Origin of the sequence: Nonomuraea sp. NPDC050394, from assembly GCF_044459065.1 — a bacterium.
Taxonomy (GTDB): Bacteria; Actinomycetota; Actinomycetes; order Streptosporangiales; family Streptosporangiaceae; genus Nonomuraea.
This window is the reverse complement of sequence record NZ_JBITIO010000030.1, coordinates 19,340-42,873: the sequence shown is the minus strand read 5'-3', so window position 1 is coordinate 42,873 and position 23,534 is coordinate 19,340. Positions and strand designations below refer to the sequence as shown.

At 66.0% G+C, this 23,534-nt stretch carries 15 protein-coding genes and 1 tRNA gene; 6 read left to right on the top strand and 10 right to left on the bottom strand.

Annotation, left to right across the window (positions count from 1 at the left end; translation table 11 throughout):
• Window positions 1-370: 370 nt before the first annotated feature.
• The 3 genes from ACIBKY_RS53610 to ACIBKY_RS53600 form a co-directional block, all read right to left on the bottom strand.
• On the bottom strand, window positions 371-1,810 hold the full coding sequence (locus ACIBKY_RS53610; RefSeq protein WP_397110177.1) for an amidohydrolase family protein: 1,440 nt from the start codon (window positions 1,808-1,810) through the stop codon (window positions 371-373).
• Between the two features lie 197 nt (window positions 1,811-2,007).
• Window positions 2,008-4,326 (bottom strand): tetratricopeptide repeat protein, encoded by a 2,319-nt coding sequence (locus tag ACIBKY_RS53605; protein ID WP_397110210.1) that lies wholly within the window; start codon window positions 4,324-4,326, stop codon window positions 2,008-2,010.
• A gap of 137 nt (window positions 4,327-4,463) precedes the next feature.
• Window positions 4,464-5,099 carry a hypothetical protein gene (locus tag ACIBKY_RS53600; protein WP_397110175.1) on the bottom strand — a complete coding sequence of 212 codons (636 nt, stop codon included), beginning with the start codon at window positions 5,097-5,099 and terminating at the stop codon, window positions 4,464-4,466.
• Window positions 5,100-6,328: 1,229 nt separating this feature from the next.
• Between ACIBKY_RS53600 and ACIBKY_RS53595 the strand changes: the two genes are divergently transcribed.
• Window positions 6,329-6,952 (top strand): GPP34 family phosphoprotein, encoded by a 624-nt coding sequence (locus tag ACIBKY_RS53595; protein WP_397110173.1) that lies wholly within the window; start codon window positions 6,329-6,331, stop codon window positions 6,950-6,952.
• Window positions 6,953-8,255: 1,303 nt separating this feature from the next.
• Here ACIBKY_RS53595 and ACIBKY_RS53590 read toward each other — a convergent pair.
• Together ACIBKY_RS53590 and ACIBKY_RS53585 are read right to left on the bottom strand one after the other, a co-directional pair.
• Entirely contained in the window at window positions 8,256-9,302 is a 1,047-nt protein-coding gene (locus ACIBKY_RS53590; protein WP_397110171.1) for a hypothetical protein, read from the bottom strand.
• 65 nt (window positions 9,303-9,367) lie between these two features.
• Entirely contained in the window at window positions 9,368-10,504 is a 1,137-nt protein-coding gene (locus ACIBKY_RS53585; protein WP_397110169.1) for a serine hydrolase domain-containing protein, read from the bottom strand.
• 123 nt (window positions 10,505-10,627) lie between these two features.
• Here ACIBKY_RS53585 and ACIBKY_RS53580 point away from each other — a divergent pair, with 123 nt between their 5' ends.
• From ACIBKY_RS53580 to ACIBKY_RS53570, 3 genes are all read left to right on the top strand, one after another.
• Window positions 10,628-13,762: a BTAD domain-containing putative transcriptional regulator gene (locus ACIBKY_RS53580; RefSeq protein WP_397110167.1), complete on the top strand. Its 3,135-nt coding sequence runs from the start codon at window positions 10,628-10,630 to the stop codon at window positions 13,760-13,762.
• A 592-nt stretch (window positions 13,763-14,354) separates the two neighbouring features.
• Window positions 14,355-14,648 (top strand): hypothetical protein, encoded by a 294-nt coding sequence (locus tag ACIBKY_RS53575; RefSeq protein ID WP_397110165.1) that lies wholly within the window; start codon window positions 14,355-14,357, stop codon window positions 14,646-14,648.
• 252 nt (window positions 14,649-14,900) lie between these two features.
• The gene (locus ACIBKY_RS53570) at window positions 14,901-15,233 is read left to right on the top strand and encodes an integrase core domain-containing protein (protein WP_397110163.1); all 333 of its coding nucleotides are present in this window, start codon (window positions 14,901-14,903) and stop codon (window positions 15,231-15,233) included.
• A 615-nt stretch (window positions 15,234-15,848) separates the two neighbouring features.
• On the opposite strand, the gene ACIBKY_RS53565 is transcribed toward ACIBKY_RS53570, so the two are convergent.
• Window positions 15,849-15,942 (bottom strand) — tRNA-Lys (locus ACIBKY_RS53565).
• Between the two features lie 398 nt (window positions 15,943-16,340).
• Here ACIBKY_RS53565 and ACIBKY_RS53560 point away from each other — a divergent pair.
• Window positions 16,341-16,616: a hypothetical protein gene (locus tag ACIBKY_RS53560; RefSeq protein ID WP_397110161.1), complete on the top strand. Its 276-nt coding sequence runs from the start codon at window positions 16,341-16,343 to the stop codon at window positions 16,614-16,616.
• Between the two features lie 58 nt (window positions 16,617-16,674).
• Window positions 16,675-18,180, top strand: a complete 1,506-nt coding sequence (locus tag ACIBKY_RS53555) for a hypothetical protein (RefSeq protein WP_397110159.1) — start codon at window positions 16,675-16,677, stop codon at window positions 18,178-18,180.
• Here ACIBKY_RS53555 and ACIBKY_RS53550 read toward each other — a convergent pair.
• The 4 genes from ACIBKY_RS53550 to ACIBKY_RS53535 all read right to left on the bottom strand — a co-directional run bounded on the left by ACIBKY_RS53550 (window position 18,107) and on the right by ACIBKY_RS53535 (window position 23,533).
• Complete coding sequence (locus ACIBKY_RS53550) at window positions 18,107-18,961, bottom strand: hypothetical protein (protein ID WP_397110157.1); 855 nt, start codon at window positions 18,959-18,961, stop codon at window positions 18,107-18,109. The genes ACIBKY_RS53555 and ACIBKY_RS53550 overlap by 74 nt on opposite strands.
• Window positions 18,962-19,056: 95 nt before the next feature.
• On the bottom strand, window positions 19,057-20,604 hold the full coding sequence (locus tag ACIBKY_RS53545; protein ID WP_397110155.1) for a CBS domain-containing protein: 1,548 nt from the start codon (window positions 20,602-20,604) through the stop codon (window positions 19,057-19,059).
• Between the two features lie 310 nt (window positions 20,605-20,914).
• Window positions 20,915-22,108 carry a hypothetical protein gene (locus tag ACIBKY_RS53540; RefSeq protein ID WP_397110153.1) on the bottom strand — a complete coding sequence of 398 codons (1,194 nt, stop codon included), beginning with the start codon at window positions 22,106-22,108 and terminating at the stop codon, window positions 20,915-20,917.
• Window positions 22,109-22,120: 12 nt separating this feature from the next.
• The gene (locus ACIBKY_RS53535; protein WP_397110151.1) at window positions 22,121-23,533 is read right to left on the bottom strand and encodes an N-6 DNA methylase; all 1,413 of its coding nucleotides are present in this window, start codon (window positions 23,531-23,533) and stop codon (window positions 22,121-22,123) included.
• Window position 23,534 lies beyond the last annotated feature (1 nt).

The following is a 23,534-nucleotide window of genomic DNA, read 5'->3' as shown; positions in this document are numbered from 1 at the left end:
GCGCCACAACGCTCAAAGCCCCCTGGTGGCAAGGCCGGGCCACACGTTCGACCGGCAGGCCGGGTCGGTGCCAGATCCTCTCCGGGCGGCCAGGAGCAGTGTTTCATGAGCGGTCACATGATGCACGGCCGCCGAAGCCGATGCTGACCTGGGCATCGACTGTTTCATGGGTCGGTGTAGGTGGCTGAGCTCCTGAAACGGACTGATGAAACGCCAGTCGAGGGGTCGTCCTCGGGGCGGGCCTCATCGGCGGGCCCGTCGCCTTGCAGCCGAGGGCGAAGCGGGGGATTCAGTTCATCGGTGCCGAGGCGTCGATCGACAGCGGGGGCTCATACAGGGTGACCCGGCAGCTCGTCACCCTCACCAGTTCCTAGGAGGCGACCGCGGCGGCCTCGACCTCGGCGAACATGCGTGCCCTGTCGCCGGGACCGAGGTAGCGCCCGCGGCAGACCACCGCGTGGATCCTGCGGGTGTTGGCGATGTCGGCCAGCGGGTCGCCGTCCAGCACCACCAGGTCGGCGTACTTGCCGGCGGCGATCGTGCCCGACACCCGCTCCAGGCCGGCGCAGCGCGCGGCGTCCCTGGTGGCGGCGCGCAGTGCGCGCGCCGGTGACAGGCCCGCTCTCACCAGCAGGCCCAGCTCGGTGTGGAGGTCGATGCCGGGGAAGATGAAGGCGCCGCCGGCGTCGGTGCCGGCCACGATGTCCACTCCGGCCTCGTCCATGGCCTTGACCAGGCGGAGCTGGGCCTCGAAGTACGCGCGCCACCGGGCCAGCTCGTCCGGGGTCATCGGGGGGCGGGAGCGTACCTCCTCCTCCCACCACAGGCGCACCTGGGCGGGCATGTAGCGCAGCGGCGCCCGCAGTCCGGGGTCGTTGAGCAGGTCGTCGGGCGCGCGGCGGAAGCGCTGCAGCGTCACCAGGGTGGGCGACTGCCAGGCGCCGCGCCGTCTCATCAGCGCGAACAGCTTCCCGGCCCGGCGCGGGCTGTGGGTCGCCACGGCGTCGCGTTCCAGCCGCCACCACTGGCGGCCCCACCAGTCCGGGTGGGCGGGGTCGGCGGGCATGGCCGCCAGCCGGGCGTACAGGTCGGCGGCCTGGGCGGAGGTGGACAGGTACATGCCGTACAGGTGCTCGATCGTGTGCTGGCCCAGCCGGACGGCCTCTTCGACCGGGACACGGGCGGGCACGTGCCCGGCGAACGGGAGCCCGAGCCGGCGGGCCTCGTCCGCGACGGACGCGTAGGCCCCGGGCGAGAGGTAGGTGTAGACCTTGGCGAAGTCGGCGTGCTCGCGCCGGGCCTTGCGGACCGCGGCGCGCGCCTCGGCGTCGGTGGTGACCACGTCGGCGCCCGGCCAGGCGCCGGGCGGGCCGTCGATGAGGTTGCTCCCGATCACCATGCGCGGGCCCAGCAGCTCGCCGCGTTCGATGCGCCGGCGTACGGCGTGGGCGGCCGGTGTGTCCGCCATCTCCCGGATGCCGGTGATGCCGTGCACCACGTGCAGCGGCGGGAAGGTGCGCTCGAGGTCGGCGCTGTGGGTGTGCATGTCCCACAGGCCCGGGATGAGGTAGCGGCCGGCCAGGTCCACCACGCGGGCCCCGGGCGGGGCCGGACGGCGGCCGGCGGCGAGGATCCGGTCGCCGGCCAGGACGACGGTCGCGTTCCGCACCGGCGGCGCGCCGCTCCCGTCGATGAGCGTGGCCCGGACGAGCGCGGTGACGCCCCCGCCGGGCGCAGCGGGCAGGCCGCCCGCCATCAGTGCGCCTCCGGCCAGCCCGCCCAGTAATCGCCTGCGGTTCAACTCACTCACGGTCGCCTCGCCCGGTCGCCCTGACAGCTCTGGCCTCTCACGTTCGGCGTCCGCGAGCCTCGGGTCAAGTACGCGGCGGGATGACCTGCGACGATCGCTCCACCTTGGGGCTGGGGCCACGCTCGGGAGGAGGACGCCCACTCGGGCAGCGCGAGGGTGTCTGCTTGGCAGCCATATGCCCCGTCCGCTACGCAGGGCTAGCGACGTTCTGGAGGCGGTGAGGGATTGAGCTGTTCGGCTTCACGTGCTTGCTGGAGGCGCTGGTGAAGGTCGAGAGCATGGCGGAGGTGGATGTGCGCTGTCGTGTAGTCGCCGGCGGTCTGCGCCAGCTGGGCGAGTTCGCTGTGTGCGTCGGCTTGTCCTTGGACGTGGCTGATCTGACGTGCGAGGGCAAGGGCGGTCGTGGCGTGCTTGTGAGCGGTAGCCAGAGCGCCCAGCCCGCGGTGGACGACGGCCAGGTTGTGATGGGTGTCAGCCTGGTTCATGAGGTCACCCAGTTCCTGGAACAGGAAGAGGGCTTTGCCGAGGTGGGCTTGAGCGTCGTGGTATCGGCTCAAGTGCTGGTCCAGCATGCCGAGTTGCCGGTGGCAGATACCGACGCCACGACGCTGCCCTGCCCGCTCGAACAGTTCCACCGCCCGGGTGAGGTGTTCGCGTGCTGTGGTGTAGCTGCCTTCCAAGCGGTCAAGGACGCCGAGGCTGGAATGGGCGAATGCCCGTTCGCTGAGGTCATCTCCTGAGGAGGCTTCGAAACAGAAGGTGGCATGTGCCCGGGCCTGGGCGAAGTTACCGAGCCACTTGTGGACGTTGCAGAGTTCGTGGTGGGCCACCTTTTGGCCGGCTTGGTTGCCGGCTTGGGTGTACAGCTCAAGCGAGGTCTGAAAGCGCGCGAGCGCGGCGTGGTAGTTGCTTGTACGCATGTCCACCAGGCCGAGGTTCTGATGCATGGCTGCCTGGCCGAGCAGGTCGTTGGCATGCTGGGCCAGGCTCAGCGCCTGGCCGTTCAGTTCGATGATCTCGGTGTAGAAGCCGCGCATCCGCTGGTAGGCCTCCAGGTTGTGGACCAGGCGCCATGCTTGGGGGGAACGCGCGGACAGGCACCGGCGGGTCACGGCGAGAAGATCTGCGTGATGCCGGTCGAGCCACCGCAGCGCGGCGACATCGGAATCGTGCCGGGGAGGTGGCACCCGGCAAGCGTCTTCATCGGTACTCATGTAGGTCACGGAGGCGCTGGAATCGATCGGGAGCACCGCAGCGTCGATCGTGTCGTTCGTGTACTGGAAGAGTCGTCTATCTGCGGCGGCCAGGTGCTTCACGCTGTCGTGCTTGCCGGATTCGATCAAAGCGGCCGCGCGGACAGCGTCATGCATGCGGTAGCCGCCGTCGCCGGTGCGGTTGTCCGGGACGAGCAGGCCGCGCTGGTAGAGGGTGGCCAGCAGGGTGGCGGCGTCATCGATTTGCTGGTCGGCGAGGACGGCCGCGATGGGCGCCATGATCAGAGAGCCGGGGTAGTGAGCAACTCGGCGGAGCACGAGGCGGGCCGGTTTGGCCAGCGCGGCAAGAGAACGGGCGAACGCGGCAGAGGTCTCATCGCTGATTGTCCCCGCCGGGGTGGCGGAGATCTCGTGGGCAGGATTCGCCGCCTTCAGATCGCTCATTTGACGGATCGCGAGCGGGATCCGGAAGGCGGCAGCGATCGCGGCGACGGCCTGGGGGTCGTTCAGGCCGGTACGGCGCAGAATCGCTCCGGCCAACCGGGCCGCCTGGCTGCGGGTGAACGGTTGCAAGGTGATGCTGTGGTCGGGATCGATGCCGATCAGCACGTGACGGGTGGTGATCAGGATCGCCGCCCCTTGGGCTGCAGGGAGCAGCGGGCGGATCTGTTCGGCGGTATCGGCGTCGTCCAAGATGATCAGCATTTTCTTGCCCGTGGTCGCGGCCTTCCAGGTGCGGCTGAGCGCGCTCACGCTGGTGGCGTTCGGGTCGGGCGGCACGTTGAGGGCGTTGAGCAGCGTGCGGAGCGCAGCGGTGCTGGTCACCTGAGACTCGGTCGCGGCGTAGGTACGCAGGCCCAGCCAGAACACCCCGTCGGGGTAGCGCGCGGCCAGGGCCCGGGCGGCGCTGATGGCCAGTTCCGTCTTTCCGGTCCCAGGCATGCCGGCGATCACCAGGAGGAGAGGCCCAGGCCGGTCTCCCTCGGGAACAGGGGTTGCCAAACGGCGCAGTTCTTTGCTGCGGCCGGTGAAGACCCGGGTGCCGGACGGGGGCCGCAGCGCCGAAGCCGGCGGCTGATCTTCCGCCGGAGACACCGCCAGGTCCGGCGGGTTGCCGCGCGGCAGGGCGATCAGTGTGCCAGCACTAGCCAGGCTGGTTATCAAGACCAGGCCGCCGAACAGCCACCAGTTCCAGGTTGCGGTGAGCAGATTGGTGAGCCCCCCGGCCGCCACGCCGGCCGTTGGGCCCAACGCCACGATGACCAGGCGCCCTCGTTGCCGAACCCGTAATCCACCTGCCATCGTGATCACCTCACGCTGCTGCCGACGACATCGATGTAACCAGGACGATCTACGCTCTCGTCTCGCTCGACGACAAGCGGACAGCCCTAGGCAAGCTCAGTGATGCTCTCGGCTGATCTGCCCCTACCCATTGCGCCTCAGCTCGTTTCGGCTGGGGCGCATTGTTCTGCTTCGACCGCCTTCTTCTCAGCGGATATCGATTCTGGCGCGCTGTTCGAGTCCGCGTACGGATCAGGTGCGTACAACCCAAGATCCCAACGGCATGTATCCCGTAGCTTCGCCGTCAAGGTTCCTACAAGAGGCATCGACTCCTTGGCCTTGCCCCGGTCTCCTGCTTCGAGGGCGTCCTGAACCGCTTGGCCCTCTTGTAGGAGTTGCCGCAGCCCATCACCAACCAGGGGATGCTGCGCATGAACATCAACCTCGAAGACAAGATCTTCAAGCTCTGCCCTGGCAGTGTCGAGGTCTTCCGTCAGAAGATGTGGAACCTCGTCAGCCGCGATCGGGGTCTGAGTGGTGATCGCTTCGAGTCGCCGACCGTATGCTCCAGCTCGCCGTAACAAGGTGGCATAGGTCTTTCGCCGCGCGTCCAGCCCCTGAACGGTGATGTCCCAGGTGCGATCACGAGCCCTAAGGGCTCGCTCCCTCCTGTACTGGCGTTCTTCAGCAGCTACTTCCTGCCGGGCTTTGAAGAAGACGGACCCGATCGCCACCAGGCTTCCGATCGCCGCGCCAAGAGCAGTCCCAATCACACCAATCCACTGTGGCGTCACAAACTCGGAAGTTAGTCACGCATCTTCAGGCGGTCAATGATCGCCAGCGCCACAGCGGCCGAAGGACTATCGCGACGTTGTTGTCAACAGACATCAAAACCCCAAACGATGATCCGTTCGGGGTGTTTCTGCTGTTCAAAGCTGGTGGTCAGGGGCAGGGTCGAACTGCCGACCTTCCGCTTTCAGACAGAGCAATCACCCTGATCCAGAGATCGAGACCATGGTCAGGTGCGTGTGGACGGTGGCGCGGCCGCCTCGGCGTGTGCGGACGTTGCAGTCAGCGCTGCTGTCACCTTAGCCGTGTCGACCGGTGGCAAGGCCCGACGAAGGAAGGCCAGGGCAGCCCCAGCCGCCTTCAGTGAGTACCGAAGTCAGCGATCGTCACGACCGGCGCTCGAACGTACATTCTCACCATGCCAGCATGACCTCTATCGAGAGGTAGGGATCTTGAACGACACATGCAGTGCGGCGGCGATGGTCCTCTACTCAGGTAGGAGCAGTGCTCATCAGATTTAGATGCGGATGTAATAGCACGACATCGTCCAACATGACTAGACTTGCCGCATATCCCTTGAGGCGGAGATTCTCGAGTATCGACGGCAGTGATTACACAGCATTGACGGAATGGTTTGTGACGGTTAGAGGTGTCGACTCCCCCGGAAACACTACCTCGGAAGAGTGTCTTGCTGATGGGACCTTGAGGTCCGCTTTGCCCTTACATCACGTTTGCCGGTAGCAGCGGCATTACCCTGGCGTGCGGTGCGGAATTTCGTGAGGCACGGCAGCCCCAGGTGGTTTGGTGGGGTGGCTGCAGTTGAGGAATACGCCCAAAACCTCGGTCTGCGCGGCTATATCGCCTGCCTTTACGGCCTAAACGACGGCGCGAAATCACCGTAAAGGATGTGCAGTCATGGAATATGCGACTCTTGGACGGACCGCGCTCAAGGTGAGCCGCCTCTGCCTGGGCACGCTGAACCTGGGTGTCCGCACCACGGAGGCTGAGGCGTTCGCCCTCATGGATGAGGTGCTGGACCTGGGCAACACCGCGAATCAGTACGGCCGGCAGATCCACCGCGGATTCACGGAGGAGCTCCGGACCCTTTGGAATCCCCTTCCGCGAATATGCAGAGTAGGCTCGACGAATTGTTTCCCCATCCGGAACGGCGGTCCAGGCCCGGAGACGTGGCGGGACTACCCTGAACAGTCCGCGTCGGCCACACTCTGGAACCATGGATGACCCGAATCTGGTGATCGCCGAAGAGCTCGTTCTCCTGACGCACCAGACGGATGGCCGTCCCCTCCTCACCTCGGAACCCCTCGGCTTCGTCAGCACCGCCGGCATCCTCTCCGAGCTTGCCGTCCGGAACCGGATTGAGATGCGGAACGGAAACATCCGGGTGCGGGACGCGGCCGCGACCGGGGACGGCGAGCTCGACGACGTGCTGAGCACTCTGGCGGGTGAGACCGCCCCGATCGGAGTCCCAGAGTGGTTCAACAGGCTGCATTCCGCGCAGCGGGCGCAACGTCTGCTGGACCGGCTCATCTCCCGAGGCGCACTGTCCATGCAGAAGACCATGCTCGGCAACAAGCGATATCCGGAGCGAGACCCCAGCCTGAGGCTGGAGATCCGCGGCCGTATCGACCTGGCGCTCGGGGGTGAGCCGCCGAGCAGACGGACCGCTGCCCTCTTGGCCCTGCTGTCCGCGTGCGAGCTGGCGGTGGGGCTGTTCCCCGATGCCGACGGCGGCCAGATCGCGGCGATCATCGAGAAGGACTGGGTCGGCGAGGCGGTCCGGCATCACTTCCAGCGCTCTCGTCGGGTGGCACTCAGATCTGCCATCAATATGGACTGATCCTTCTGCCGAGCAAAGCTGGACCGGGCGTGCCGGACCTTCATCTTGTCCGTCGACGGCACACGGCCGCCGTCATAGCCCCGGCCACGTTCACCCTCGACCGGCTCCTGGCGGTCCCGCATCGTCATCTGGTTGACGATCTTCTCTCGCAGCTGCACGCTGCGCGGAACAGTGCCTTGGAGCGACTCCGCATCGCCACCCAGCTAGAAGCCTGCGCCTCAGACAGCACCTTCGACGGCAGTTCAGATCTTTGAGCCGACGCTGATCTCAGCGTCGAGGGGACGCTGGTGGACATCAAGAGCATCCGCAGGGTCGACAACTTCCCGCTGCCTACCGGGTATCAACTGCTCGGCTACACCCTGATGGTGCGGGTGCAGCATATTCATCCGTGCAGATCGCAGACTCGATGGGCGATCATACGCTTCGTATCGGGGGGGTGGGCTGTACCGAGTCCGGCACGCTGATCTCTCGTCCTGCTGCGCTTGGCCTTGTACCGCTTCAGAATGGGACCCGGCTTCTTGAGCTGCGAAAGGCGACGCCTCTGGAGCCCAGGTTAAGCACTCGCTCAATATATTTAAGCGTTCGCGCAGGATGCATAGACGTCCTCGCCCATAGCCCGAGGTCAGGCGCATGGACGGGTTCTGAAGCAGTACAGGTGCCCTCGCCGATATCGAAGAAGCCCTGTTCCCGCAGCCATCTCGTAGCCGTAGGCGGGCCAGCTGGACAGGATTGCCAGGACGATGCCCCCTCCAGCGTTTCCTTGAGCATCTCCGTCACCTACGCGCCCATCGAGCACCCCTCTTCGACTACCGCTATAGCTAGGGCGCAGCCGAGACCGCACTCATGTGGATACGGGCGACCCAATCGCCGCTCGCGAGCGAGCCCGCCGCGCCCGCTCTGGAGAAGCCGGGTAGCCGAAGCCCAAGCCGCTTCAGGGGTCAGCCCCCAGCTGGCGCAGTCGCCGCCCTGAGGTGTCGAGTTTGGCCAACTCGGCCTCGACGTTGACGTCGATGACGCCGAAGAAATCGATGTTGTTGCTATGGACGGGCGAGATGGCCTGTCGGCAAGGCTGGCGGCACCAGCCGCCATCTGTGGCATTTCCGCAGGTAGAAGCCGCTGGTGACGCAGTTGACAGGGACAGTGTTGGACGGGCTGCTACTCCCGCTCATCTTGCGGATCAGGGGGTGGAGTTGAAGGGGCGGAGAAGGAGCGTGTAGTCCTTCGCGACACCGGTACTTATGAGCGTGCTCGGGCGGATACAGAGTGATCGCCCGGGTGTGACATAAATGCGGGGGGTAGACGTCTACTTGTTCCGGCGCCGCTGACTGTGGCGCGGGAGACGCCGGGCTGCTGTCACGAGCAAGACGAGGGCCATCAACGCGAAGACGACGTCGCCGGCGAGGTCGATTGCCGGGCTGGTGTGGGTGCCGATCGGGGGCCACAGGAATGAGTGCCAGGCGTAGGTGAGCGTGGCTCCGCCGGCGAGCGCCAGTAAGTGTGCCTGGGACCAGCCGGGATAGCGTGACCAGCGGGCGATGAGGGCGAGGGCTGCGGTGAGCAGGGCCGCGTAGATCGCGACGCTGAGCCAGGCCGGGATCGGCAGGGCCAGCCGGTACGGCAGGCGGCCACTGAGGTCGGTGGCGTCGTGGAAGAGCATGAAGAGCGTCGTCGCGGTCAGGGACAGGGCGCCCATCGCCCATGGGCTGGGGACCGCCGCCCGCGCCTGGGGGCTGGGGGCGGTCTGGCCCAGGCGCAGGCCGAGCGTGAGGAGCGCACCGACGGCGAGCAAGGCGAGGATGAGCCGGGGTGCGGTGATGAGGTTGCCCGCTTTGGCGGTGGTGCTGAGGAAGATCAGCCCGGCGCCGAGGACGAACACGACGGCGGTCACGATCAGGCCGGGGGTGCCGAGCCAGGGGGTGGTGCGCCGGGGTCCGGACAGGGATTCTGCGAGCGCGATCGGGACGCTGATGCTCCAGATGGTGTGGATGCCGAGCACGTACATGATCCACGGTGGGGAGGTGCCCAGCGCGGGGACGTAGCCGTAGTCGAGGATGCGCAGGCCCTCGAAGTCCGGGTTCCAAAACGTCTGGAAGACGAGGGCTTCGGCGAAGATGCCATAGGCCAGGGCGAGGGCGAACATGGTGGGCCAGCCGCGTCCGGTCCGCCGGACGATTTCCCGGATGAGCAGCGCGGCTCCGCCGTACAACGGAGCGGTGACGAGCAGCAGATGGAGAGAGGTGAGGGGGAAGCTGCCCAGCAGGAATTCGGCGATCAGCGGGGCGAGGAGGGCGAGTCCGAGCGCGGAGGCCAGACGTGGCAGGCGCCGGTCCGGGTGGATTGTTGTTGTCATGGTGATTTCCTATGGAGTGAGGGGTGTTGGCGGGGGACACGGCCCCCGCCCGGTCTGCCGGGTGCTCAGGCGCCGATGGTGAGGCCGAAAGCGGCGTGGATGAGCTTGAAGAGGACGTCCCAGGACTTCCACTCGGTATTGGTGTGCACGGCCATGGTGTGCCGGCCGTCGGCGGTGCCGATCGCGAAGAACCAGGAGCCCCACAAGCTGCCGGCGACACCGCGCAGCGGCGTGCCGCCGGTGGCTTGCTTGTCGAACTCGAACAGGCCCAGGCCGTAGCGGGCGTGCGGCATCCAGTAGCCGCCCTCGGTGGAGACGGTGGTCCACATGTGGCGGTGCTGGGCGGGCGGCAGGAGGGTGCCGGCGGCGAGCGCGTCGACGAGGCGGATCATGTCGCTGGTGGTGGAGATGATGTTGCCGGCCGACCAGGCGCCGGAGGAGTTGACCTCGGTGACGTCCATGGGGGCCAGGCCGGGATCCTCCAGCAGCGACTCCCAGTTCTCCGCAGTGAGCGTCGCCAGATCAGTGCCGTCCTTGAAGAACATCTTGGAGTACGCCTTCGGGTGCGGGTCGGGGTAGCTGATGTCCGCGGCGGGGCGGACGTAGGTGTCGGCCAGCCCGAGCGGCTGGATGACCCGGGTCTCGACCTCGTCGGCGTAGCTGTTGCCGGTGACCGCCTCGATGATCGCTCCGGCGAGGTGGAAGCCGCCGTTGGCGTAGGTGAAGCGTTCGCCGGGCGCGCCGACCGGCGGCTGGGAGACCGCCAGCTTGAGCATGTCCTGCAGGGTGTAGGCGTCGAAGCGGTGCCGACGGAAGCCGGCACGGGTGGCGTAGCGCTGGGCCACCTCCGGCGCCAGCCCGGTGGAGAACAGGCCGCTGGTGTTGCTGAGCAGGTGCCGGATGGTGATCGTGTTGCCGTCGTAGCCGTTGACGTTCAGCGCGCCGGGCAGCCACTGTTCCACCGTGTCGTCGAGGCTCAGCCTGCCCTCGGCCTCCAGCGCCAGGATGGTGGCGGCGGTGAAGGCCTTCCCCGAGCTGCCGGTATGCAGGCACTCGCCCTGCTGCCGGGGAGCACCGGTCTCGAGGTCGGCCACACCGGCGGTGCCGAACCAGCTTCGTCCCCCGTCCTTCACCTCGGCCACGATGCCGGGGACACCGACCTCGGCCACGACCCAGTCGAGCACCTTCTGCACGTCCTTCATCACAACTGCCTTTCTGGTGGTTTCCGGTACGCCCTCCACCATGGAGACCGCCGCTTACGAGCCGCTTCGTTCGCGCTTCGTTGCGGCGCTCAGCGAGTCGTGGTCCCTCATAGCCTGGGCAGCATGCGGATTGAGGTGCTGGGGCCGGTCCGGGCCTTCGCGGGCGACGGCGCGCCGATCGAACTCGGCGCCATGGCGCGTGCGCTGCTGGCCCGGCTGGCTCTGGCCGGGGGCGAGACGGTCCCGGCCGATGCGCTCGTCGACGGTTTGTGGGGGGAGCGGCCGCGCGGCGGCACTGTCAACGCGCTGCATGGGCTGGTGCACCGGCTGCGCAAGGCGCTGGGCGCGTCCGCGGCCGTGGAGCGGACTTCCGCCGGGTACCGCCTGCACGTGCGCGCCGAGGACGTGGACGCGATCCGGTTCGAGGACCTGGCCAAGCGCGGGCGTGGTGAACTGTCCGCGGGCGCCGCGCAGGAGGCAGCCGCGCTGCTGAGAGATGCGCTGGCGCTGTGGCGGGCGGACGCGCTCGCCGACGTGCGTGACGCCCCTTTTGCCGGTACGGCTGCCGCCCGCCTGGAGGAGCTGCGCACCGCGGCCCTCGAAGACCGCTTCGAGGCGGAACTACAGCTGGGCCACCACGACGAGATCCTGGCCGACCTGGCGACGGCGTCCGCAGCGCATCCACTCCGCGAACGGCTGGCCGGACTGCGCATGTGGGCCCTGCACGCGGCCGGCCGCCAGGCCGACGCGCTGGCGGTGTTCGAGCAGATCCGCCGCACGCTCGCCGAGCAACTGGGCATCGACCCATCCGAGGAACTGCGCAAGACGCACCTGACCATCCTGCGGGGCAAACTGCACTTGCCGCGGGCCCACCCGAGGGCGGTGCCGGGACGCCTGCCCGCCCAGATGACCAGCTTCGTCGGCAGGCAGGACGAACTGAGGCTGCTGGGGCGGCTCCTGGAGAGCTCACGGCTGGTCACCGTCGTGGGGCCGGGAGGGGTAGGCAAGACCCGGCTGGCGCTCGAGGCGGTGAGCCGGCATCGGGCCAACCGGCGCGGCCGGGTCTGGCTTGTCTCCCTGGCTGGCGTGCGCACGGCCGACGGACTGCCCGAGGCGGTGCTGGGCACGCTCGGCGTCGCCGACGCCCCGCCGTCCGGCCCGCCGCTGGAGCGGGTGGCCGGCCTGCTGGCCGGTGGCGAAGGCGTGCTGGTGCTGGACAACTGCGAGCAGATTTCCGGTCCTGTCGCGGAGTTCGCCGGTCAGCTGCTGCAGCGCCAGCCGTACCTGACCATCTTGGCCACGAGCCGTGAGCCGCTGGAGGTCATGGGGGAGACGCTGTGCCGGCTGGGTCCGCTCGCGCTGCCTCCGGCGCATGGGGACTGGATCCGGGCCGGTGAGTCGGCGGCGGTGCGCTTGTTCGCCGATCGGGCGACAGCCGTACGGCCCGGCTTTGTCCTGGACGCGCCGACGAGCGGCGCGGTCATGGACATCGTGCGCCGGCTCGACGGGCTGCCTCTGGCGTTGGAGCTGGCCGCGGCACGGTTGCGGACCATGAGCGCCGATCAGGTCGCGCAGCGGCTGGATGACCGCTTCCGGCTGCTCAGTACCGGTAATCGGGCCGCCCAGCCGCGCCAGCAGACCCTGCGCGCGGTCATTGAATGGAGCTGGGAGCTGCTCAGCGAGGAGGAGCAGACCCTGGCTCGCCGAATGGCGATATTTCCGGCCAGAACGGGCCTTGCCGCAATCGGGGCCGTCTGCTCGGATGCGGCCCTCTCGGCGGGCGACGTCGTGTACGTGCTGGAGTCGCTGGTCGATAAGTCGATCGTGGAGCGTGCTGGCGACGGCTATCGGATGCTGGAGACCATCCGCGCCTACGCGGCCGGCGAGCTTCAGCTCGCGGGCGAACACGACGCCGTCCTGCGCAGATTCACGCGGCATTTCGCCGACCTGGCCGCCCGCCACGAGCCGCTGCTGCGCTCACATGAGCAGGCGCAATCGCTGCGGTTGTTCGAGGCCGAATACGACAACCTCATCTTCGCCCTGCAATCGGCCATCGACGACGACAACGCCCCGGCTGCGGCGGCGATCCTCGCCCCGCTGTATTGGTACTGGGTCATGCTCCGCTACGACGCGCGCGCCGACGTCTATCTGGCCAGGGTCGCCGCTCTCGGCGACGCGCTGCCCGCCGACGCTCGGGCCGCCTTCACCGCGATCCACGCGGTGGCCGGCCAGCTAGGATCGGGCATCGCCCCGGAGCGGCTCCGCGCGCTCATCGACGACTGCGCGCGCACCGGCGCGCTGCGGCGTTACCCGATATTGCTGACCACGGTCCTGCTGGTAGCCGCGGTCCTGGGGCTCGACGAGCCGGTCAGGCGGGAGATCAACCGGGTACGCGGCGATGCGGACCGCTGGGCGATCGCCTGCACCTACGTGATCGAAGCCATGCACTACAGCGACCACGCCGATCGCGAGGGCGGCCTGGCCGCCATGAGGCAGGCGCTGCGCGCCTTCGAGGACGTGGGCGATCGCTGGTGGACGGCCAAGACGCTGACCGGCCTGGCGCAGATCCACGCCCTCGACGGCGACGGCGACCAGGCCATCACCGCCTACGAGCGCGCCATCGCCCTCGCCGCCGAGCTCGGTTCCCAAGACGAGATCTCCACCCGCCTCGCCCTGGCCACGGCGCGCATGCGCGCCGGCGACCTGACCGGCGCCCGGCACGACATCGACACCGCAGAACGCCTGGCCTGGCACCATGGCCAGCCGATGCTCGAGATGGACGTCCTCGGCTGCCTGGCCGAACTGCAGCGCCGCCGCGGCGACATCGAACGCTCCGAGCACGAGCTCGACCGGATGGAGGCACTCGCCCGCACCCTGCCCCTCCCGGCCGAGACCATCGGCAACCGGCTGCTTCCCGCCCGGCTGGCCAACTTCCTGACCGCCGAAGACGCCGCCCGCGCCCGCGATCTGCTGCCCCGCGCCGTCCGCGCGGCGAAGGCGAACATGGACGCCCACTCGGCTGCCCAGCTCCTGGCCCGGCTGCTGCTCCTGGAAGGCGACCCGTCCAGCGCGGCGACCGCGCTCGGCCTCAGCCACGCCATCCGCGGCGCCTTCGACCATGGCGACAGCGAACTACGCTCGCTCGTGGAGACACTCGTGGACCGGCTCGGCCGTACCGGCTTCGACCACGCCTTTCGGCAAGGCGCCGGCGCGACACCACACGAAGCCATGAACCGGCTGACGCAGGTGTGCGCATGAACTCATCGCGTGGTGCTTGATCTGCGGCTTTGACCTCCAGAGACCATGCGGGCAAGATCACAATCCGTACCGGTTCGTCTGCTGTATCTGATCTAAATTCAGGTGTTTGGCCGGCTGGTGTTGCTGGGCGTGGTCAGGCGTCCAAGGACGTCGAGCTCATGGTGCTCCGCCATGAGGTTGCCGTATTGAAGCGCCAGGTCTGCGCCTGCCGAAGCCGGACTGGGCTGATCGGGCGCTCTTGGCGGCGTTGGTTCGCTTCCTGCCGTCGGTGGTGCGAGCTCATCGGCTGGTTACCCCGGGCACCTTATTGGCCTGGCATCGTCGTTTGACCAAACGCTCGTGGACCTACCCACACCGCGTCGGCCGTCCCGGAACGAGCAAGGAGGTCCGGGAGTTGATCCTCCGGCTGGCCCAGGAGAATCCGAGGTGGGATACCGGCGGGTCCATGGCGAACTGGTCAGCCTCGGCATACAGGTCAGCGAAGCGACCGTACGACGAATCCTGCGTTCACGCCGGCACGGCCCGGTGTCACGAAACTTCGACACCTCTTGGCGGTCGTTTCTACGGCTGCAAGCCAAAGGCCTGCTCGCCTGTGACTTTCTTCCACATCGACACGATCTTCCTGGAACGTCTGTACGTGTTGTTCGTGATGGAGGTGGAAACACGACACGTGCACCTCCTGGGTGTTGTCACCGCCCATCCCACCGGTGCCTGGACCGCCCAGCAGGCCCGCAACCTGCTCGTGGACCTCGGGCACAGAGCCGCCTCGTTTCGGTTCCTCATCCGTGACCGGGATACCAGGTTCACCGCCGTCTTCGACGAGATCTTCGCCGGGGCCGACGTCACGGTGATGAAGACACCGCCACGCACGCCCCGAGCCAACTGACTTCCTGCGCTCGCAAGCCGACGCGCTGCTGGCCTGCGACTTCATCGAGACCGTCACCCTCACGGGGCAGCGCCAGTACATCCTGGCCGTCATCGAGCACACCAGCAGGCGCATCCACGTGCTGGGTACCACCGCCCACCCGACTGCTGCTTGGGTCGGCCAGGCGTTCAGGAATCTCGTCATGGACCTACAGGACATGGGCTGCCGGGCCCGTTTCCTGATCCGTGACCGGGACGGGAAGTTTCCGCTCTCATGGACGAGATCTTGGCTGACGCCGGTATCCGTACCGTGCTCACTGGTATCCGGATACCGCGGATGAACGCGGTCATGAAGCGGTGGGTGCAGTCATGCCGCCGCGAACTGCTCGACCGCTGCCTGGTACGGAATGAACGCCAACTGCGGCACGCCCTACGGGAGTACGAACGCTTCTACAACCGGCACCGCGCCCACCAAGCCTTGGATCAAGCGGCTCCGCTACGCGCTGTCCCGGCCCCGATCACGGATCCGACGCGAATCGCCGAGCTGAACATACGACGGCGAGACCGGCTTGGCGGAGTCCTCCACGAATACTCACATGCCGCGTGAGCTGCCTGGACGTAATTTTCGGCAGGCACAATGTCCGGTTCTCGCGTTCATCTGGCCGTTCATTTCCTGGTGGCTGTCACCCATATCCGGCGGCACGTTTGATGAACGAAGGTGTGGTCATGGTGGCGCTTATCGGCCTGGTCGGGCTTGATCTGCACCTGACTGGCGAGTATCACAAACCCGGCCTGAGATGCCCGCCCCACGGTTGCTCGCGATGCTCCCCGATCTCCCCCTGGCCCGCTCTGCCCACCGATTTCAACAAACGCCCTTCAAGTCGAGGAAAAGCCAGCCGCCACGGCCTATGCCGCTTCAGGAGAGGATCCCCCGAGGAGATCGCCGTGGAGCGGCCGCAGACAGATGACAGCCATGATCAAATCTTGACGCGGTCCCAGGCACAACCTAGATCGAGGCGCCGACCAGATCTTCCGGATGAATGCTTTCCCGGCCTTCCTATGGGTCTGGCCTGACAATCAAGGGCGAACCGGGACCCACGGCGCCCGGCCGTGTGCCGGGACCGTGCCGAAGAGCAACCGCCGGACAACCACGGGCCAACCTCGGCCCTCGCAGCAGGCGGCGAGAATCGAGAAACCCCAGGTCAGACACGGTTTTTGAGGGTAGGGCGCCCGGGGCTCGAACCCGGAACCTACGGATTAAAAGTCCATGGCATTAATGCCAAGCCCTGTCAGTCCGCATTTCAATGTACCACCCTAGACGCCAATGTCGTCTATCGAAATGTCCACGAATGGCGCCCCATGCCACGCCGTACCGAATGCCGAAGAGCAACCGCCGAGCAACCGTATGGCGCATGCGCAAAGTTGACCGTCCGATTTCAATAGTTGATCGCATTAGCTCGCCGGTGGTCAGAGGGTTGCGGAGCCACTTCTCGCGGCGGCTCTTGGGGCGACTATGCGCGGAAGGTGGATCTACTTTTGAGCCAAGTCGCCCCTCCACCCCATCGATGGATTGTGGAGTGGGTGTGGGCAGCGCGACAGGGTGGCGAGGTGCTTGGCGAGGCGGAGACCATCGCATGAGAGGCGTGGGTGCGTCACCTGCTGCCGTCTTCGCGGAGGTCTTCACCGGCTTGGGCGTCACTGTGACAGAGAGCCCATGCCTTTCATCGGCGCGCTGCAGGCCGACCTGCCCGCCCTGCGCCCGGCTGAGCTGGCCCGGGTGCTCCAGGCAGCAGAGGAGTTCGAGCAGGCATTCGTCCCCCGACGCGCTCGACGTGGGCACGACCTCCTCCACGGCACGCCGTTCACGCCGCGTTTCGGCGGCGAGCCGCGGGCCAAGCATCCTCGGGCCACCAATGTCCCCAAGCTTTCCAACCTTGGGAGTCTCCACCGAACCCGAGTGATTCACGCGACTGTGATGCTCATGAGTTGAGAACCCGTTGTCGCGCAATTCGGTTGCACATAGTGGCGGCCTGGTGTCATGTAGTGATATGCCTCAGGCCAAGCTGAACGAGCGCCAGATGGCGACCCTGCGCCGCATCGCGGAGGGTGAATCGGTCACCGCCAAGGATAGTGATCTAGCTCGTACTGTGTACGCACTCCGGGACAGGGGACTGGTTTCGACCCCACGGAGCGACGGGGTCTGGATCGCCGAAGTAACCGAAGCCGGACACTTCTACCTTGAGCATGGCTACTACCGGGGCGCTGCGGCTCTGACATCTCCCACCGTGAGTTCCAAGGGCGGAAGACGACCTGCCGACCTGAGGCCGCCATCACCTCACGTTTTGGCGGCTGAACTGATCAAGCGCTTGCAGAACGAAGGAGGGACGCTGCACGTCCGTGATCCGGACGAGGCCACCAGGGCGCTTCATCGACGGGCCCTGGACGCGGCCAAGCGCCAAGGATTAATCCCTGAAGGCTTCCGTCTCCTGCATACCGGTCGCGACCGCGGGGATCTCATCCTCCGGCTGGAGGATGCCGCCCATCCCGACGAGACGGACTGGAATCGCATCCGATTGAGTGCCCGCGACCTGATCACCGATCCTTACGAGCTTGCGGACTGGCTGAGGGAAGATCGTCGTTCGATCGACGTCACCGACGCGACAATCGGCCGCGCGCTGGAAGTGGTACGCGCCTTAGCAGAGGACCTTTTGAAGCTGGGCCATTGCATCGGCATATCCAGGCGGGGTAAACCACGCGGCCTCCACGCGCACGCGCGTGGGCACCAGTACGGGCTGAACATCAAGGAGGAACTCGACCGCGTTCCTCATGTTTACACCGAAGAGGAACTCCGGAGCCGAAAGCTCTACACCTGGCAACGGGTCACGCCAGAGTACGACGAGGTCCCTTCGGGCCGGCTCAGGCTCGAACTGGGGGAAGGGCGCGGTCTGCAGTGCTGGGCGGACGACAAGCGTTCACGTCTGGAAGACAAGATACGAGCGGTCGTCAAAGAGATTGAGCGGTGCGCTGAGGCTGACCAGCAGGCACGCCTGGCTCGAGAGAAAGCTGAGCGGGAACGCGCTGATAAGTGGCGACTCCAGGAGGAGGAACGGTACCGACGGGAGACGGAGCGGCAAGCAGCGCGCGATGAGGAACGTGCGCAGGCCGCCGACCAGGCAAGGGAAGAGCACAGGCGGCGAGTTTTCGGCCAGGCGCTGGAGGGATGGGCCTGCGCCGCGGCGATCCGCGAATTCTGTCTGGGGCTGGAAGCACTTGCGGCGACTCTGCCTGCACAGGGGGCAACGATTGCGCAGTGGGTGACGTGGGCGCGAGCACAGGCAGATCACATGGATGCCCTGCACACGCCGAGCCTGCTGACCGAGGCGAACTTCGACATCGAACCGACGCCGGAGGACCTGTACCGCTACCTACAGGAGGAAAGTCGAGGCGAACGAGAATCACGACCGGAAGAACCCGCCAGTGTCAGGTACGACTATCTCTCTCCATCAGCATGGCGATGGGGACGCCCAGGTCGCTCTCAATGGTGGCGGCGGTAGCCGCAGCCCCGCGCTTGCGTAGTGCCTCGACCGCCCGGTCCAGGAGCTTGCCAAGCCGCACAACTTCGCTGCGCAAGGCGATCAGCTCATCGAACCGCTCAACAGCTTCCTGCCCGCACCACTGCCGTACCAAAGCGTGCACAGGTTCGCGCTCGCGCAGCCGTACGTTGCGTTCCTCGCGGCCATCCTCCCAGGATGGCCGGTAAGGATACCCGCAGAGGATCTCCGAACGCAGTTCTCCTTCTTCCCAGTGGATCGCTTCTATGATCCCTTCGGAGAATGTCGTAGCGATCGTCGGCATCAGCCGCCGTACTACCCGCCAGGGGCTGATCAGCGTCCCATGGCGATCATGGAACGCGAGAGGGTCGTCGGCTAGTTCTTCGACGGTGAATCCCAGGCGATCAGCTACCCCAGCAGGCTTGTCGATCCGCAGGATCCCCGTCTCGGTCTTGCTTCGTCCGAGGATCATCCGTCGGCCAAGCCCGCAGGTCTTCACGACGAGCAGCGCGGCTTCGTACTCCACCGTGTCGCCGGCAGCAGACGATACTTCTCTGACGGCTAAAAGGCGCCGCTCGTCGTTGAGCCGCGGTTCGATGTCGGTCCAGCGGTCGAGCAGAGAGGGGTAGGAGACCCATTCCTGTAGCCCGGCGTCGTCGCCGTCCAGTCGGCGGATCCTGATTGAGTCGTCGCTATCCCGAATCTTCACGATTGTGACGCGGTGCACGGGATCGGCCAGTGCCCTCGGCCGCTCGCGATAAGCCCACTCTTCCCCGATCTCCATGACTGACATTAACCCGGAGGTTGTGACCGTGTGGATACTTCACGTGATATTCGCCAAATGGGCGCGCTGAGCTGTGATCCTCCGTGCATACCTGTTCATGGTCTGGGATCAACCGTGCGTAGCAGGCTGAGTAGCCCTTCGATGGTTCCGTACTGATCATGAGAGAGCGGATCCGGGGTGAAGTGCATCAGGTCGTTGCGGATCTCTCGGACTTCGTCCAGGTGCGCAAGGAGAAGTTGGTGATCGAGCTGCCACTGCAGAAGAGACCAACGTTGTGGGTCCTTGAGAAGGAAGATGTAGTCGCCGAAGGTGAGATCGGCGGCTCGGTGCACCTTTGATTTGCGGTGTGGTTGTACGGCATCTCTGAGGTCGTCCACGGCGAAGACCTCGTCGGTGACGCGCCGGAGCCTGTTCTCGGCTTCTTCGATGAGGACGAAGGGGCGGGCGAGGCTCCCGAACTGGCCGGTGAGGTCGGCGGCGGTGAGGATACCTGTAACGTGCAGGCGATCGGCGTGGCGCACGAAGATGAAGCCGTCGGCGTAGATGGCCTCGATCTGATCGAGCAGAAGCGCGTCATGGTCTACGACCCGGGCCGAGACAATAGCGGCTTGGAGGGAAGGCTGGTTCGCGGCGATGTGAGCGCGGCCGATGGACTCCCAGCTGATCGCTCCGTGGTAGGTGCCGTCGGAGTCGATCACAGCGATCTGGGAGAACCGGCGTTGCACCATCAGAGTTTTGGCGTAGGTCAGGGTGGCCGTGCTGGGTACGGAGACTAGCGGCGTGGGCAGGCTGCCCAGACGCAGGCTCATATGCTCAGGTTCCGAGACGTCCTCGGTGTTGGTGGTGTCGTCGACGGTGGTGGCGCCGGAGCCTGGTTCGGTGCCGAGGGGGACGAGGGCGATCTCGTCGCTGACCGAGCCTTCGGTGAAGGGCGGGCGGGTGGTCAGTCCTTTGTTGGCCAGATCGGCTTTTATAGTGGCGATGACGGGTCCGGTACGTCGCCGTTGACCCCAGTGCTCCAGCAGACTGCGAATGGTCATCTGGCGTGGACTGGCCGGGTCGCGAGAGGCCGCGTCTTCGAGAAGTTCGTCTGCGCTGGTGACTTCTTCCTCGCCTGCCAAGCCGGGATCGACGCCGGTGTCGGCGACGTCGGCGATACGGCTGGCGGCGTTGTTACGCGTCAGCCCGCAGATGGTAAGCAATGAGCTCAGACTGGCGCGCAGGTCAGGTCGGATGGCTGTTAAGGGCACGTCCGAGCGGAGCCAGGCGACCGTGCGCACTTGTTGGAAGTCTTCCGGCTCGTGCGCTCGGTACTCATAGGCGCCGGTGACTTTGCCGATGGCGATGTGGCTGGCGGGCGATTTCAGGGGCATGACCACCAGGTCTCCGGCACGGATCTCGGTGGTGAATCGCCAGAGTTGCCCAGTCCAGTTGGGGATAACGTTTGGAGCCTCCGTGGGGAACGCCAGGCGTAGAGCCTCGGCCAGTTGTTCTCGATTCGGGTAGCGGCTGAGGTCTCCGGCCTCATGCCAGCCCACGATGACCAGTCCCTCGTGCAGCGCCCGCGCTTCGCGTTGCCCTTCTCGGCCACCGCGAATCATCCACGCGCGTGGCTCGACAGCTGGCCGGACTTCTTCGTACATACATTGCCCTTCTACACCAGACCATTCGGAACCTGTCATACGGATGACGATGAAACAAGGGGGATGGCGAATTATCCTGAATTGTTAGCTTTCGTTGCTCAACGGACGAGCAGTCGCATGGTAGTCGGCGCAACTAATCGCAATCCGAGCCCTCGACAGCATCCGCAGCAGCGCTCCTGGAAGCCTGTTGCCATCGATAATTAGCCTCGAATCTGAGATCTCATTTACACGCTTATCGCAACCGCTTTCCGATGTAAGATCCTGAGTGATTCTCCATCGCTCACTTGTTCCTCGTCGTCGGGGTTGGAAGCTACGAGTCGCCAGGTGGCCAGCCGCTTGGGGGAGTCATTCCATGCCATGCTGCTCTGGCGAGGGAGCTCAGGGTGCGATTCTCCGTGGTTACCAGCTTCGCCCGCTCATGGAGCGGTCCGGCAATGCGCCCGAACGACTCTCGCACCGCTTGATCAGGCCATCGGACAGGTTGCTGCTCAAAGATCCCCCTACTGAGCTCACGTGCCTGCCTGCCCTGAGCCGTCAGCACGAGCTCAGAAGCCCTGGTCCGCAGGTCGTGCAGGAGCCACATGCGATCAGACTCGTGGAACGGACTAACAGCGAGCATGCCGCGGCTGGGAATTACGGGAACAAGGGTCTCGACAGTCTGTACTCCGCCGGGCGTCGAGGCGACCAAGAGGGTTCCCGGCTGAACGATGTGCTCCGGTGACGCAGCGATCATACGAGCGACCTGGTCCAGGTGGGGAGAGGTGCTCTGCAGGACCTCAGCCGATGTAACCCAGCCCACTGCTGGTGATTGATCATCTTGTGTCGGGCGGGCCAAGCCGGTACCCACTTTCGCCACGTGGGCAAGGGGCGCTCGATCCCGGCTGAGATCCGTAGCGAGTATGTCGGCAAAGTAGGCGTCGGCCAGCTTCACCGCTCCCTCCGCGATCCGCTCGTTGACGGCCTTCTTCTCATCGATGACGCGCAGCAGGTCATGAATCCGGGTGCGGTCGGCCGTCGACGGCATGGGCACGGGGAGATCTCTCAGCGCTGTCACGCTGAGCGAAGCCCGAGCCGTACCCGCGGAATGTTCGAGGCACCAGGCCCGCGCGGCAGGGCTCCTCAACCAAAAGGACACCCACGAGCCGATGCCGTCGTGGCGTCCCTGTTCGGTGCAGGTGACGACGCCAACAGAGCGAGCCACATTCCAGTCGTGTTCTCCCGGTGTGACGACGGCGGCATCGCCGACCCGGCCGACCAGGACGATCGCAACGTCCCCGACATGGAGCCACGACCGGGTGCACGCCGCGTGTTCGTCCTGACTGATGAAGGCGGGCTGGTGAACCCGGATGCGGCCGTCGCTGATGTGCCCCGCCTGTAACAGCGGAACTCCGCCCTGCAGGTTCAACCCAGCACGGTCAACGCCGTAGGTGATCGAGGCAACCCCCGGCAGAGCGCCGAGTCGATACCAGACGCACCCTTGCTCGTCCACAACCCTTCTGTCCATGTTGGCGTCCGCTCAGCCCTTTTCCAGAAGTTCGCGTAGCCGCCGTTCGAGCTGGGCGGCCTGGTCGAAATGCCCGTACAACTCACGCGTGAGCCTCTCGATCTCCGTGGACTTAGATTGGGGCACGGTGGCCTTGACGTAGCGGATCGGCAGCAGGTCGTAGTTTCGGGCGGCTATTTCCTCCAGCGTGACGGAGCGGCACCAGCCCTCCTGGTCCTCATAGGCCTCGGCACCGATCCCACGCCAGGCCGACACCGTGCGATGGATTCGGTCTGCTCCAACCCGGGACAGCACGTGCTGCCTGCCGGCGACGCGTTCCGCCGTACGACTGGCATCGACGAACAAGACGTGTTCCTGGCGAGGACGACGTCCCCAATGCGGGTTCGCGCTCTTGTTCTTGCTCAGCAGCCAGACACACGCGGCTGTCTTGGTGTGTCGGAAGATTTTGTCGGGCAGCGCCACGATCGCGGCCACCACGTCGTCCTCCAGCAACCGCTGACGGATCAGCCGCTCACCAACACGCGAGCCGGTCGCTGCGCCAGCGGCGAGCAACACACCTGCTCGTCCCGTGGCGTTGAGCGTCTCCAGGATGCGCTGCAGCCAGGCGAAGTTGGCGTTCCCCTTGGGTGGAGTGCCATAGCCCCACGAGCGGTTACGGAGCTTGCCGGTGTAGTCCCAGTTGGACATGTTGAACGGCGGATTGGCGAGCACTACGTCGAACGAGGAGGGCGTGAGGCCGCTATGCAAGGTATCCACGGGGTTGACGCCGATCTCCGCATCGAGACCTTGCAGGACCAAACGCATCATGGCAATGCGGCGGGCTTCGTTATTGACGTCCAGGCCATGCATCGCAGGAGGGTCTCCTGCGATGGGCCTTGCCGCTACATGCTGTGCCGCTGCGATGAGGAATCCTCCCGATCCGCACACCGGATCGAGAATCCGGTCCGTTTCCAGCGGCGCGAGCATGCTTGCCATGAGCTGGGCGATCGCGCGGGGGGTGTAGTACTCGCCGCGTACCCCGTGCCGAGTGGAGAACCGCTCCAAACAGTCCTCGAAAAGGTCACGAGACTCGTTCACCGAATCCAGCGCCAAAACGAGCGTCCCCAACTGTCGGTCTGCTGCGGGGGATGGGCTGAGCGAGACAATGTCCTCCCTCGAGTGGGAACGTCCCTGGAGGCTCTCGTCCGGTAGTCGTACTTCCGAAAGCAGGTGACCCAGTGACTGCCCCGTACCTTGGCCGCCTGCACCGGCGACCAGAGTCGCCCACGTCGGCCAGGACGGAGCCGGGTTCGCCTCCTGCAGCTTCCTCAAGCCGTGCAGGAAGAACACACGCAGCGCCAGATGATACGCGACCAACGGGGAGACGAGCCCGGTCAGGCCGTCCACCGCGTCCCACACCTTGGCCAGCCGGTGGCCCTCGGCCATA